The organism is Neptuniibacter sp. QD57_21, assembly GCF_047778075.1.
Lineage (GTDB): Bacteria > Pseudomonadota > Gammaproteobacteria > Pseudomonadales > Balneatricaceae > Neptuniibacter.
Map to the genome: position 1 here is coordinate 585,295 of NZ_CP180549.1, position 13,167 is coordinate 598,461.

At 40.0% G+C, this 13,167-nt stretch carries 11 protein-coding genes; 6 read left to right on the forward strand and 5 right to left on the reverse strand.

Features of this window, described 5'->3' with window-relative positions:
• The first annotated feature begins 4 nt into the window (after window positions 1–4).
• Complete coding sequence (locus ACMXYS_RS02445; protein ID WP_415883399.1) at window positions 5–439, forward strand: REP-associated tyrosine transposase; 435 nt, start codon at window positions 5–7, stop codon at window positions 437–439.
• A 191-nt stretch (window positions 440–630) separates the two neighbouring features.
• Here ACMXYS_RS02445 and ACMXYS_RS02450 read toward each other — a convergent pair whose 3' ends face one another.
• The gene (locus tag ACMXYS_RS02450) at window positions 631–942 is read right to left on the reverse strand and encodes a flagellar protein FliT (protein WP_415897477.1); all 312 of its coding nucleotides are present in this window, start codon (window positions 940–942) and stop codon (window positions 631–633) included.
• A gap of 245 nt (window positions 943–1,187) precedes the next feature.
• On the opposite strand from ACMXYS_RS02450, the gene ACMXYS_RS02455 reads away from it, so the two are divergent.
• From ACMXYS_RS02455 to ACMXYS_RS02475, 5 genes are all read left to right on the forward strand, one after another.
• Window positions 1,188–3,224 carry a flagellin gene (locus tag ACMXYS_RS02455; RefSeq protein WP_415897478.1) on the forward strand — a complete coding sequence of 679 codons (2,037 nt, stop codon included), beginning with the start codon at window positions 1,188–1,190 and terminating at the stop codon, window positions 3,222–3,224.
• 91 nt (window positions 3,225–3,315) lie between these two features.
• Complete coding sequence (locus tag ACMXYS_RS02460; RefSeq protein WP_415883402.1) at window positions 3,316–3,693, forward strand: flagellar protein FlaG; 378 nt, start codon at window positions 3,316–3,318, stop codon at window positions 3,691–3,693.
• Window positions 3,694–3,740: 47 nt separating this feature from the next.
• Complete coding sequence (fliD, locus tag ACMXYS_RS02465) at window positions 3,741–5,825, forward strand: flagellar filament capping protein FliD (RefSeq protein WP_415897479.1); 2,085 nt, start codon at window positions 3,741–3,743, stop codon at window positions 5,823–5,825.
• Window positions 5,826–5,886: 61 nt separating this feature from the next.
• A complete protein-coding gene (gene fliS, locus ACMXYS_RS02470; RefSeq protein ID WP_415897480.1) occupies window positions 5,887–6,282 on the forward strand; it encodes a flagellar export chaperone FliS in 396 nt (131 codons plus the stop codon).
• A gap of 20 nt (window positions 6,283–6,302) precedes the next feature.
• On the forward strand, window positions 6,303–7,478 hold the full coding sequence (locus ACMXYS_RS02475; protein WP_415897481.1) for a polysaccharide pyruvyl transferase family protein: 1,176 nt from the start codon (window positions 6,303–6,305) through the stop codon (window positions 7,476–7,478).
• A gap of 109 nt (window positions 7,479–7,587) precedes the next feature.
• On the opposite strand, the gene ACMXYS_RS02480 is transcribed toward ACMXYS_RS02475, so the two are convergent.
• The 4 genes from ACMXYS_RS02480 to ACMXYS_RS02495 all read right to left on the reverse strand — a co-directional run bounded on the left by ACMXYS_RS02480 (window position 7,588) and on the right by ACMXYS_RS02495 (window position 12,936).
• Window positions 7,588–9,825 carry an N-acetylneuraminate synthase family protein gene (locus ACMXYS_RS02480; protein ID WP_415897482.1) on the reverse strand — a complete coding sequence of 746 codons (2,238 nt, stop codon included), beginning with the start codon at window positions 9,823–9,825 and terminating at the stop codon, window positions 7,588–7,590.
• Entirely contained in the window at window positions 9,822–10,514 is a 693-nt protein-coding gene (locus ACMXYS_RS02485) for an acylneuraminate cytidylyltransferase family protein (RefSeq protein WP_415897483.1), read from the reverse strand. The genes ACMXYS_RS02480 and ACMXYS_RS02485 overlap by 4 nt, the downstream gene beginning before the upstream one ends.
• Window positions 10,511–12,580, reverse strand: coding sequence for a 6-hydroxymethylpterin diphosphokinase MptE-like protein (locus tag ACMXYS_RS02490; RefSeq protein ID WP_415897484.1), 2,070 nt, complete (start codon window positions 12,578–12,580; stop codon window positions 10,511–10,513). Before ACMXYS_RS02490 ends, ACMXYS_RS02485 begins: the two co-directional genes overlap by 4 nt.
• Before the next feature lie 221 nt (window positions 12,581–12,801).
• Window positions 12,802–12,936, reverse strand: a complete 135-nt coding sequence (locus ACMXYS_RS02495) for a hypothetical protein (RefSeq protein WP_415897485.1) — start codon at window positions 12,934–12,936, stop codon at window positions 12,802–12,804.
• Between the last annotated feature and the right edge of the window lie 231 nt (window positions 12,937–13,167).

The following is a 13,167-nucleotide window of genomic DNA, read 5'->3' on the forward strand; positions in this document are numbered from 1 at the left end:
GTATATGAGAAAAGGAAATGCGAGTGCGCTTCGCAGAGGTAGGTATAGTTGTACAGGACATATCTATCACATCATCATAACTTGCAAAAATCGATATCCCTTTTTTAACGATCCTTCGCTAGCTAGGTATGCTGTTCTGTGTTTAAAGCGTTTAACTCCAGAAGCATTCACTTTGGCATTTGTTGTTATGCCGGACCATATTCATTGGCTAATGAAGCTTAATGATATAAAGAATCTTTCTGAAACGGTGAGACTGTTGAAAGTCATGGTTACGCAAAAAGCCGGAACACCGATTTGGCAGTCAGGATATTATGATCATGCGTTGAGAAAGGAGGAAGCGATAGAGGATGTGGCGCGTTACATTGTGTTAAATCCGGTTAGGGCCGGGTTGTGTGAAAATGTGAGGCAATACCCTTGGTGGGATTACGTCTATCTATAGGGACGTTGCCTGTTCGCAAAAGCCTGTTTGTAGGAGTTCACCCCGTGGGCGAAAGATAGATGATTTAGTGTTTGGCAATATCGGCCAAGGGTTGGCCTCCTACAGGGAGGGATGTGTAGGAGCTCACCCTGTGAGCGAAGGGTTCTTAGAAATATGCTCTGTAAAATCGGCCACAGTGTGGCCTCCTACAATTATTTAAATGCATCTAAGGCTTTCTGCATTTTGTTGGCTTTCTCTAGCGTTTTTTTCTCTTGCACTAAGTGTTTCTTTGTTTCATCAGCAAGTGATTCTGTTTCGCGATTCAAGGTTCTTACTTGAATTAAAATATCTCTTAGTTTGGTTGCTAGCTCGGAAGGTACTTCTGCGATGGCTAGTTGCGAAACCAGTTCGCCATGTTCGGATTGTAGCTCCTGAACTAAGTCCCATTTGTCTTCTTTGGCAGCGTTATTCATCTCTTCTGCTTGAACTAAAGCTGTTTGGGCTTTTTCAATTAAAACGCTCATTTAAATATTCCTACAAAATTTTTCTAATGCTAAGTGTGTGCTTGCCGATAACAAAAATCAACGAGGCGTTGCGAGCAAATAAGAAAGCTTCGGAAAAAATATAAATTTTTTCTAAAGCGTTTTTGTTTGCGGTCGATAACACTCTCAAGCTTGGATTTCCTAACCCCTTTTAAATCAGGAAATTCGAACAGCAAACTATTTTATTACGGCCGGTCAGACTCGGCTGAATGTGAGGAGAAAATCTCATGGCAATGGTAATTAACTCAAACATTATGTCGCTGAACGCTCAGCGTAACTTGACCCTTTCTCAGGGTGAACAGAACCAAGCTATGGAGCGTCTAACAAGCGGTAAGCGTATCAACTCCGCAGCAGACGATGCGGCAGGTCTTGCGATCTCTAACCGTATGACTTCTCAGGTTCGTGGTCTTGACCAAGCGATCCGTAACGCGAATGACGGTGTCTCTCTTATCCAAACTGCTGAAGGTGCGTTGGATGAGTCTACAAACATCCTGCAGCGTATGCGTGAACTATCTATCCAGTCTGCCAACGGTACTTACGATGAAGGTAACCGTTCTACATTGAATGCAGAGGTTCAGCAGCTTGTATCTGAATTGGATCGTATCGCAGAAACAACTGCATTCAACGGCCTAAATATTCTTGATGGTACTTTAGGTGAAGTTGATCTTCAGGTTGGTTCTGAAGCAAACCAGACCATTACTTTGGAAATCCAGGCTATGGATGCTTCTACATTAGGCTTAGGATCCACTAGTGTCGATGTATTAGGTTCGCCAACTCAGGCATTGACCGGTTTCTCTCTGAACGATGGCGATGTTCTTATCAATGGCCAGTCTATCGGCGATTTTAACGGTACAAACGCAGCTGTTGCTGGCATTGGTGAGCAGAATGAAACAATGGATGATCTCGTTAAGAGTATTAATGAGAATGTTAACGGTGTTACTGCAAGTACAAGAGCCGAAGTTAACCTAGGTAAAACAGGCACTGGCGTACTAGAGGGTGCTGATAGTATCCAAATTACAGTCACTGACGATGCTGGTAATGCACAAACTTATAACGTCGGTGATACGAGCAGCTTAGAAGAGCTAGCGGACAAAATTGGTACTGTGACGGGCAACCAGGTTAGTGCATCTATCAATGATGATGGCGAATTGGTGCTTAATGCAGAGGATGTTACCTCTTTAGCAGTAGTTGATAATTCAACTGGTGATGCAGCCGTAGGTGGTGATAAGTCAGCGAATGCTTCTATCGCTCTAACGTCTGATAACGGTGATGATATTACGATTACTAGAGGTACTACGGGTAACCTTTCTGATCTGAATAATCTTGGTTTTATTGAGACTTCTGAAGCTGGTAGCTTGAAAGGTACTAGTCTAGATGGTACAGCAGAAACTGATGCGTTCTCCGAAGGCGGTGTTACGATTAATGGAGTGGCTATTGATAACGACGGCACTACAGATCTTGCAGGTAAGCTAGATGCAATCAATGACGTTTCCGGAGAAACGGGTGTTACTGCATCTGCATATTCTACAGTTCAGTTGACTGACTATACTTCTGCTGCAAGTACAGCACTGACTATTAACGGTGTTTCTATTGCTGCAACTACAACAGCAAATACTTTGCAGGATGTCGCTACACTGATAAACAATGCGTCTACAGATACAGGTGTTACTGCATATGTATCGGGTCAGGATCTTATTCTAGAAGGTGATGGATCTATGACTTTGGGTAACTTTGATGATCTATCTTTTGAGGCTTCTAAAACAAATAGTAGCACTGATGGTTTTACAGCGGCGGCAGGTGCTGCTCTGACTGATGATGAAACTATACAAGCAGGTATCCAGCTTAGCAGTACAAACGGTAATCCAATTCAATTGGATGTAGCTACAACTGCAGATGCCGTAGCACTTGGTTTGACTGATCAGAATGTATCTGAAGATGGTCGTTTTGGTACAGCGATTAACTCTATTGATATCTCAACTGCTGCTGGGGCTCAGAAAGCAATTGATGTAATTGATAATGCCCTAGAAACGATCAACGAAACTCGTGGTGATCTGGGTGCGATCAATAACCGTCTAGACTTTACTGTGAACAACTTAGCAAACGTATCTGAGAACGTAGCGGCTGCCCGTTCACGAATTGAAGATGCGGACTTCGCTGCAGAATCTGCTGCACTATCTCGTGCTCAGGTACTACAGCAGGCAGGTACTGCAATGTTGGCTCAGGCAAACGCTGCGCCACAGCAGGTTCTATCACTGCTTCAGTAAGATAAGCGCTATACTAACTAGTAGCTTATTACCCTCCATTGCGACACCGCAATGGAGGGTAGTTTAAAGAGATAAAAAAGAGGAATGCGTTATGGCTATAGAATCACTAAATGCTGCGAACAGTGCGGCTAACGTAGTTCAGCCTACCCAGCAGCCTCAGCAAGCAGAGCAGGTTCAGCGTCAGGCTGCGGAGTCGCAAAGCAATGAGCGTCTTCAAGAGCAAGCTAAACAAACGCAGGAACTCTCCGCTGAGAAGTTGGATGCTGCGATTGATCGTCTAAATGAGATGATGAAAAGCAGTCAGCGCTCTCTGAACTTTTCTGTAGATAACTCATCAGAAAAAGTAGTAGTTCAAGTGCGTGATCTAAGCACAGATAAAGTCATCCGTCAGATTCCAAATGAAGAAGCACTGCGTTTTGCGGAGTCATTTGATCGCATGATGGGCTTGATCTTTAACGAGGAAGCCTGAGAAACTACGGGCTTCTTCCACTCACCTAAAAACCAGAGGCGTTGGCTATGAGTGATAGTATCATTAGATCACTGGGGGCCGGTTCTGGTATCGATACCTCCAGTCTTGTTAGTAATCTTGTTGAAATTGAGCGTGCGCCCAAAGAGCAGCGACTTGATAGCAAACAGGAAAGTCTTGAAGCACAAATTTCAGCTTACGGGATATTAAAAAGTACACTGTCAGAGTTTCAGAGTGCCATGGCTACGCTGGCTGATAATGATACTTTTAATGGTCGTTCTGTATCATTTCCTGACTCTGATGTGATTACACCCAACTCGGTAGATGCGGGGGCACAGACAGGTACATATCAGATAGAAGTAGTTGATGTTGCTCAGTCACAGTCCTTGGCGTCAGGGGCTTATGCTGATAAAGATGCTGCTTTAGGGGCGGATTATGCGGGCACATTAACCATTAGTTTTGGTCAGTGGACTTATGATGAAGATGCCGATCCAGGGGCCGATGTGGATACGGATCAAGACCCTTATAGCTTTACGACGAATGCTGATCGGGCTGCACTAAATATCACGGTAGAGGAGAGTGATTCTCTTCAAGATATTGCAGATAAAATTAATGAGGAAGATGCAGATGTTCAGGCATCTGTGTTGCTTGTTGATGGCCAATATCAGCTCCTGTTGACGGCACCGTCCGGTGAAAATAATGCCTTACGTATATCCAGTGATGATGCAACAAAAGGTGATAGCACGGGATTAAGTGTATTTGAATTTAATGAAACAGAGCATTCTCAAGTCACAGAAACTCAGCAGGGTAAAGATGCTGAAATTAAAGTAAATGGATTAACTGTCTATCGAGATACCAATGAGATAGATGATGTTATTCAGGGTTTTAATTTTTCTCTTAATAAAGCGGACCCTGGAACAAGTCTTACTTTTACTGTGAGTGCTGATACAGCCATTGCTGAACAAGCTGTGAGAGACTTTGTTGATGCGTATAACCTGTTTTTTGAAACATCATCCAATCTCACAGGTGTTTCAAGGGATGAAAATAACCAGATCGTCAAGGGTGACCTTTCAACAGACGGTACGGCTAAAACACTTATAAACCGTCTGCGTACCTCTGTGACGGCATCTGTACCCGGTTTAGATTCAGGCTTTACTGCTCTGACTAATATAGGTGTACGCACAGAGCTAGATGGCACACTAGCGATAGATGAAGATGATTTTAGTGATGCCTTTAGTGATAACTTTGATCTCATTGAAAGTTTGTTTGCTACTACGACAGAAAGTGCTAATGATGAAGTCTCTGTAAAAGTGGGTAGCTATGCTTCAGATACAGTAGCGGGTGATTATGAGGTTATTGTCACTACCAACCCTGAAAAAGCAACAGTAACAGGAAATGCGCAAACGCTTACTTTTGCCCCAACTACGACTCTTGGTGCTGATTATGCTTTTAAAATTACAGTGGATGGAGTGAAGTCCGAAGATATTATTCTTGGCGGGACATTTTCGAGTATCGAAGAAGTTAGGGCTGACCTTCAAGCAATGATTAATGGTGATACCAATATCAAAGATGCGAATGTTGCTTTGGATGTTGGTTATAACGGTAGTGAATTCACATTTACCTCTAGGGCTTATGGTAGTGCTTCTGAAATAGATTTTGATTCGGCTGATTTTGGTGTAAGTGCTGGGCAGCTTGGTTTGACGGATCTGAATGATAATGGGGTGGACGCTGCCGGAACAATTGCGGGTGAAGCTGCATTTGGCTCAGGTAATGTCCTTTTGCCACCAATTGATTCCGATGCGTATGGCCTTAACTTCACTGTTGGAGAAAATGCAGTTGCTGCTGGTGCGGTAACAACAACATTTTCACGAGGATTGGCCGGTGAATTAAGTAAGCTAATTGATGACCTATTAGCTAGCGATGGTTCAATACAAACTCGTGAAACTAATATTAATAATTCCTTAGAAAATATTACCGATGATCGCGCTGAGCTTGATCGAAAAATGGAAAAGCTTGAGCTAAGGTTATATTCTCAGTTTTTAGCGATGGAGCGAATTGTCAGTAGCTTCCAGAGTACTGGTAATCAGTTGGACGGGATCTTAGATCGTTTGCCGTTTACAGCGTCGAACTCTTAATTCTCTTTTTTGTTTATTTTGCACGATTTTTTCGTGTTTAAGGTAATTTGTAGGTGTAAGTATGAGCGTTAATCTAAACGCATTAAAGCAATATCAAAGTGTAGATCTTCGCGCTACGATTGAAACTGCTAGCCCACATAAATTGATATCAATGCTATTGGATGGTGCTTTGGGAGCTTTAGCAAAAGCAAAAGGATCGATTGAACGCTCAGTGATTGAAGAGCGAACGAAGCATCTGAATAAAGCAACAGAGATAGTTGTGGGTTTAAAAGGAAGTTTAGACCTGGAAAAAGGTGGTGAAGTTGCAGAGAATCTTGATGGACTTTACGACTATATTTTACGTTCCATCGTAATAGCTAACCGCGAGAATGATGCAGAGAAGGTTCAAGAGGTTATGAATTTACTCCTTGAAATAAAGCAAGGTTGGTCCGAAATGCCGAATGACTTACAGCTGTAATCATCAGGTAAAAGCATTACATGTCAGAACGCCTTGGTCTCAAAATTCTTCATATTGCTAGTTTTGTCGGAAACATCGGAGACAATGCAAATCATCAAGGTGTTCGACGCACACTGTCTGAAAGGTTCTCTGGTATACATACTTACACAGAGTTAGAAATTAGAAAGTGTTATCGTATATACACCGGTGGAGATCGTTGGGAATTTGACCTGCAGTTTGCCAGTTTAGCGAACCAACATGATCTAATAATTATTGGCGGTGGAAACTTTTTTGAACCGTGGTTACCTGAATCTAGCACAGGTACAACTATTGACCTGTCTAAAGAAATTCTGGATAAAATTCATTCACCTATTCTATTTTACGGTGTAGGGTTTGATACTTATAAGCATTGTCCCGCAGAGTGCCTTCAAAAATTTCAAGATTTTGTTGTTGATGTTAGTGAACGTTCGAACGTCATACTAACCTTTCGAAACGATGGTTCATTGAAAAACTATAAAAAAACGTATGGAGCAATGTCGGAAGCCATTGATGTTGTACCAGATGGCGGTTTTTTCTATCAACCAGATTGTAAATTGAACTTTCCATTTGACAGTAAAAATGAATATTGGGGTATTAACCTTGCCTCTGATATGAAAGACGTGCGCTTTCCTGAAGGAGGCAAAGGGAATATAACATGGGAAGGATTTCTTAGAGGGTTTGCAGCAGTATTATCTACCAAGTTGACCGAACAAGAAAATCTACAGTTAATTTTTTTTCCGCATATCTATAAGGATTTAGAAGCAATTAGTGAACTTTTAGCGTATATGGATGATCGTTTTTGTCGAGATCGTATACAGACAGCTCCATATTCATATGGTTGGGATGGAGCAGACAAAGTTTTCTCTCTTTACAACTCATGCTCTCTTATTATGGGAATGCGATTCCATACGAATGTATGTGCTATGGGTATGAATATTCCAAGCATAGGCCTTTCCAGCTCACCAAAGCTCGAAGATTTGTACGAAGAAATAGGGCTTAGAGATAGGATTGTTCGGATTAATAAAGATGATTGTATGCAAAAATTATTATTTTTGTTGTCAAAAATGAACGAGAAGCCTCATATTTTCAGGCAGCAAAATAATACTGTAGTTGATAGGCTAAGAAATGATGTGGGATTATTTTGGGATAAGTTAGCCTTACTTTTAGATAAAAGTTAGTAAATAATCCCAAGTGGATCTACTTATGCACATGTTTATTCATCAAAGCACGACTTACATATTAAAGGCAGGACGTGTCTATACGGCGTTAATAATCTATGTGAAGGATTTAGAAGTATCTTTCTAAATAGCTCAATGCTTCCCAAAAACCCTCTCCATTATTTTTGTGGCCTTGCCAAACTTCAGGTATGAATGGAATACTAGATACTTGTTCTTTCAGTACTTTCGATAAGTCTGAAAAGTTAACATCACCATGTCCTATCTGAATACCTTCCCCGTCTACACCTTTAGCATCTACGATATGGCAATAGGCAATGTATGGCCTTATGGTGCGAATAAATTCTATAAGGTCCCAATCATAGTAGTTGCATGCCATCATTGAATGAGAAACATCCAAACATATTCTGATGTTATTCTGTTTGCAAAATGTTGCTATATCATTGGCTGATACGAATAAATTGTGGAAACTCTGCCCGCCAAAATGCCAAGGGAAGGGGGGCATTGTTTGAATGATGATCTCGACACCTTCCGTGTTTATCTCTGATAGGGACTCTGCTACACGGTTATACATCGATGGAAGGGCGTCTTTGTCTACAAATCCTTGAGTGTTAAATCCCCCAGCATTGACCACAATAAATGGTTTTTTCGTGTTGGGGAAAAAGCCTTTCAACTCTCGGGTTATTTCTACAACACGAGTAAGCTCTTCTATCGAATGTTTACGATATTCAGTATCTGGGCTGGCCAAATTAAGAATATGGTCGCCTTTGAAAAGCTCCGGTGAATGTACGGCAAATCCATGGTTAGCCGTTGGTTTAATGAAATCTGCGATGTTCACTTCCATGTCCTGATAGCTCAGATGGAACTCGATAAAATCCATGTTAGAGAGGGCAGTCAGCTTTTTATAATCGTGATATCTTACAGGTATGCCAAAAGGCCGATCAAATTTATAAGCTTTAGGAGATGATTCAAGACTTTTGAGGTCTGAATTGTAAAAGTAATCTCCCGGGCTCATGTCTCGCTTACTTTTCATACCTACTAGTTGTTCCAGATAACACGGTTGAAGGCCTTGCCCAGGGCTCTTCACATCCAGCATTTCTCGTGTGATAGTACTTCCTTTGGGGATATTGGTATTGCTGACTAAGCTTTTAGCAAGTATTTCTCTATTTATCATTTCCCCTTGTGATAAAAGTCGAGAGTCATTATTCCCTAGTGCTGACTCTAAGACTCTGATGTCCTGAACCATCTGTTTGAATTCGTCGGGTAATAGGGATACTTTATGGTCATTTCCCTCCATTTCTTTATCAATTGTGAAATGCTTTTCAATAACCTTGGCGCCCAGTGCTACAGCAGCAATTGGAATAGTAATACCACGCTCATGCCCAGAATAACCTACAATGCTGCCAGTGATGGATTTTAATCTTTGCAGATATTTTAAATTAACATCCTTAAGAGGTGTTGGGTATGTAGAGTTACAATGTAACATGATAAATTCTGTACCATGATATTTTAGTAAATCCACTGCATGACGAATTTCTGACTCTTTGGACATTCCAGTTGAACAAATTAAGGTTTTACCTGTCTTTGCAATGTCAGTTAACAAAGCGTCATTAGTTAAATCAGCTGAGGCAACTTTATAAGCATTCATTCCATAGTTTTCAAGTTTCCTCAGGGATTCGGTATCCCAAGGAGTACAAAGAGGCATCATGTCTAATTCTTTGCAGTAATCAAATGCAGAGAAAAGTTCTTCATCTGATAATTGAAATCTTGAAAGTAAATCCAGAGTATATTCAGTTCCTAGATCAGATGATCCATCGGCTGATTCCTTGTACAGAGAATTCATGCTTCTCATCTGGAACTTAGCGCAATCAGCTCCTGCCTTTTTAGCAAGTTTGATCAGTTTCTTAGCTAGCTCCAGACTACCGTTATGGTTGTTACCAATCTCAGCAATAATAAAAGCTGGACTTGATTCATCTATCTTTTGCAGGCCGAGTACAATACCTCTTTCGCCTTTAATGGCTATAGCAACAGGGCGCTTCGAGTCATCTAATAATGGAATGACTGAAATAGGGCGCTTGAAACTGTTTTCTATCTCTTTACGTGATGCTTCTATGGGTAGGCTCTGTGCATTAGCATTGGTTAAAGAACCAACATCCTGTTTGAGGTCAAAGTTTTCAACGTTAATTAACCAGCGCCTGAAATCGCCGTCTGTGAATGATCCAAGCAATTGGCCTGAACTAGAAACAACGAATACGATTCGATTTTTGTTCTGATTGATTTTCTCAAGAGCGCGAAAAACAGATTCATATTCATAAACGATAAAATCAGATATTTTTTTAAGGATAATCACGATTTCTTGCCTGCTTGAAGTTTTAGTATAGCCTCATTGATTACCCAGTCTGTCGGTGTGTCAATTTCATAGCTTTCCTCTTCGCTCATAACATACATACCTATTTCGCCACCGAGGCGATTGTTTGTGTCTCGGTAAATAGTTTCTTTTGTTATATAGATGGAACCATTTTCTCTATATGTTAATTGCTTCTGAGGGATGTCTTGTCTGCGAGGACGATTTAAAAAGTCATATCTAGCAGTCGGGCGTTTTTCATTTTCCCATAGAAAGTGCCAGAACTCTGTAGTGCTTAGTAAGGAGTCGTAACTTCCAGAGAAAAAATGGGATAAAGCATTATCGATAGAGCCATCTAACCTAACTGGTGAAGTGCATTGGAGTAATACAACTATACTGGGAACAATATCATCATTGTCCCTAAGCCAGTCGAGGCAATTTATAACAGCTGACTCGGTTGTTGCAGTGTCATTTGCAATTTGACTTGGTCTTAAAAACGGTACATATGCTCCGCAATCCGATGCTATCTTAGCAATATCAGGACAGTCAGTAGATACAATTACTTTATCTATTCTTTTGCTGTTAAGAGCGTGTTCTATTGTCCAGGCAATAAGAGGCTTGCCAGCTATTGGTTTTATGTTTTTGCGAGGGATTCCTTTTGACCCTCCTCTTGCTGGAATTATAGCAATAATCATTTGATAAGCTTACTGTCTAAATTTCTCGTTTTATTATCTATATCTAGAAGTCTTTTGCCGGATCTGTTTTTTATAGAATCTAAAAAATCTAGGTATATATTTAAAACTTTCTTGTAAATTATAATGCTGTCTTTCTGATTATGTCCTAGGTATAGAGCTTTGTTTAGAATAATACAAAAAGATGTAATGCTTCCCTTGATTAATGGATATAAGTACTTTCCTTTAGAGGAGTTTTTTAAGCTATTGAGGATATTATGATGTCTGAAAAGTTCATATTGAACTTGATCAATGCTTTTGGGTCTGGTCGAGAAGCTTTTTTTCAAGTTTTCGATTGACTCTTCCAAGAAGTAGAAATCTTTCAAAGTTTCTTCTTGAGAAGCATTTTTTTCTATACCTGAGTTATAGAAATAATTTTCAAAAAGGTTATTGACTATTGAACCTTTATTTTTGATCTGAACATTAGACTCTATTTGATTTGGTTTGATTGGTGTAGTTCCCTCAATGTATATGCCATTGCTTGTATTGTAGCAGTTGATAGACTTTGGTTGACTGAGGCACATTTCCATAGAAATCTTTGCAAATTTGAACGTTGCATTTGTAAGTATTTGCTCTTGGAAGTTGCCTTTGAGATAGAAATTTTTATTATCATCTGTTTTGTACAGGTTCAAGCTAGCTGTATGTTGTTTGTCTATGGAGTAATGGGTGCTGTGTTTTGAATGATGCTGAGTCCCGGAGCTGAAGCCGAAATCCATTCCAAAAAGATAAACCTCTCTGAAACCTAAAGCGATAGCAAGCGCTAACCCTGTATTCCCTACGGTTGGATTGCAGTTACCTAAATTTACGCAATAGTTACCTGTCTTAATGTATTTTGATATGAAATATGTTCCGAGGTCATTTGCCTTTAAGGCCATGCCTTTCTTATCGAATAATTTGAATACGTCAGGGTGAACAGTGTTAAGTGTAAGTAATAAGATGTTATCTCGATACTGGCTATCAGTTGAGGTCTCAAGCCATTCTATAACAGGCTTAGTTCGCTCCATTTCAATATGGATGTCGGGCTTGATGCCCATTTTGTAGAGGGAGCCGATCGTTGTGCCGCAAGATATATATATGGCGTTTTCTTGATGTTTTGATAGGAAGTCTTTTGCTTCGTCTAGTGAGGGACCATTTCCGATTATAAAAACAGGAATATCTAAGCTTTCTTTGCTAATAATACTATGGTTTCTTAGAGGAGGGATTTGGCATTCCCAATTTTGTATAGTGTGAGCAAGACCAACTTGTTCATCATCAAAGTAGCCTGATGATGCGAAGATAATTCCTAGCCTATCAAGAAAATTATCAGTGATTTCTTTCATTTCTTTACTGGAAAGATGGTCTATTTTGCAACTGTTAACCGCGTTATAAACGCCTATGAAATCAAGATATGTTTTGAACTCGGTTAAAGACTGTTGACTAGATTGACCCACTATTAGTTTGAGAGAATGGCCTTCCTGTTTGAAATATGAGAAGACCTCTTTCCAATCTAAGATAAATAAACTTGCGAAAAAAATATCTAAATGAGGCTCAATAATTACTAAGTTCTTAATATCGCACAGTTCTAGCATTTGTGGGACGATATAGCCCATGCCAATGCCGTTTAATATCAGTAGGTTACACGTTTTTTCGGTTGTTAGGTCTATGGTTCTTTTTGTATGCTGCTTTAGGATATCCACACATCTATTCATATGTGATATGTGTAAAATATTTTCAGCATCTAATGCGTCTTTTGATTGAGGGGTGAAATCGAAGATATGTGGTTTTTTAGTGAACTGGTCAACAAAATCCTGACAGAACTTTTGAGGATCGTATCTGTAAACGGGTTTATTGTTTAATTTGTTATTGAAAAGGTTAAGATAGCCCTGATCTGACAATTTAAGTGATATATCGGTCGGAGTGTGTCTAGAGAATTTCTCGGCCACCTCAGGTATCTCTTTTTTGAAAAAAAGGATATTTTTTGCAAATTGCTGATTCAGCATTTGTTGCATTTTCAGGATTTCTTCTGCGTGTTTCTTTTGGTCAAAATCCATGCTTTATCTCTTGAAATTTGGGCTAAATATTAGACTGTGGTTTGACGTCAGTCTTCTTGAGTTTTTGGGGGTGCTACAAGTTATAGATATTATAATCAGTGTATATTAGCTTCGAAGGTCATCCAAGATGTTAGTGCTTTTGTGTATCGTGTTTTTCCCCGATAGCGTCATTGAATCTGATGTTACCCACGCACTGGATAAGTGCCTACTTGGACTTTAAATCACTCTAGAGCGATTAAGCTTAAGGGTGAGTTTACTAGCGAATGTGCTGCATCAATTGGGATGTGTGTAGACTTGTTTTCAGTAAGAGACAATGTTTCATCACCTTTTATTACTTGAGCAATACTGGTTGCCAAAATCTACTGTTTTGGTCTGTGGCGTATCTAGGTTATAGAGTCATTAGCCTGAATTTTCAGGAATGAGTTTTTTTGCATGCTATTGACATATAATATGAGACTTGAAGATTGTTCTGTTTTTTTATGCTCTAGGGAGAGGAGTATAATCGGATATCAGCTTTTTCCGTCATAATCACGGCATCATCTGTTAGCTCCTCACTCATTAGATCCTATTTGTTTGCATCTAATGAT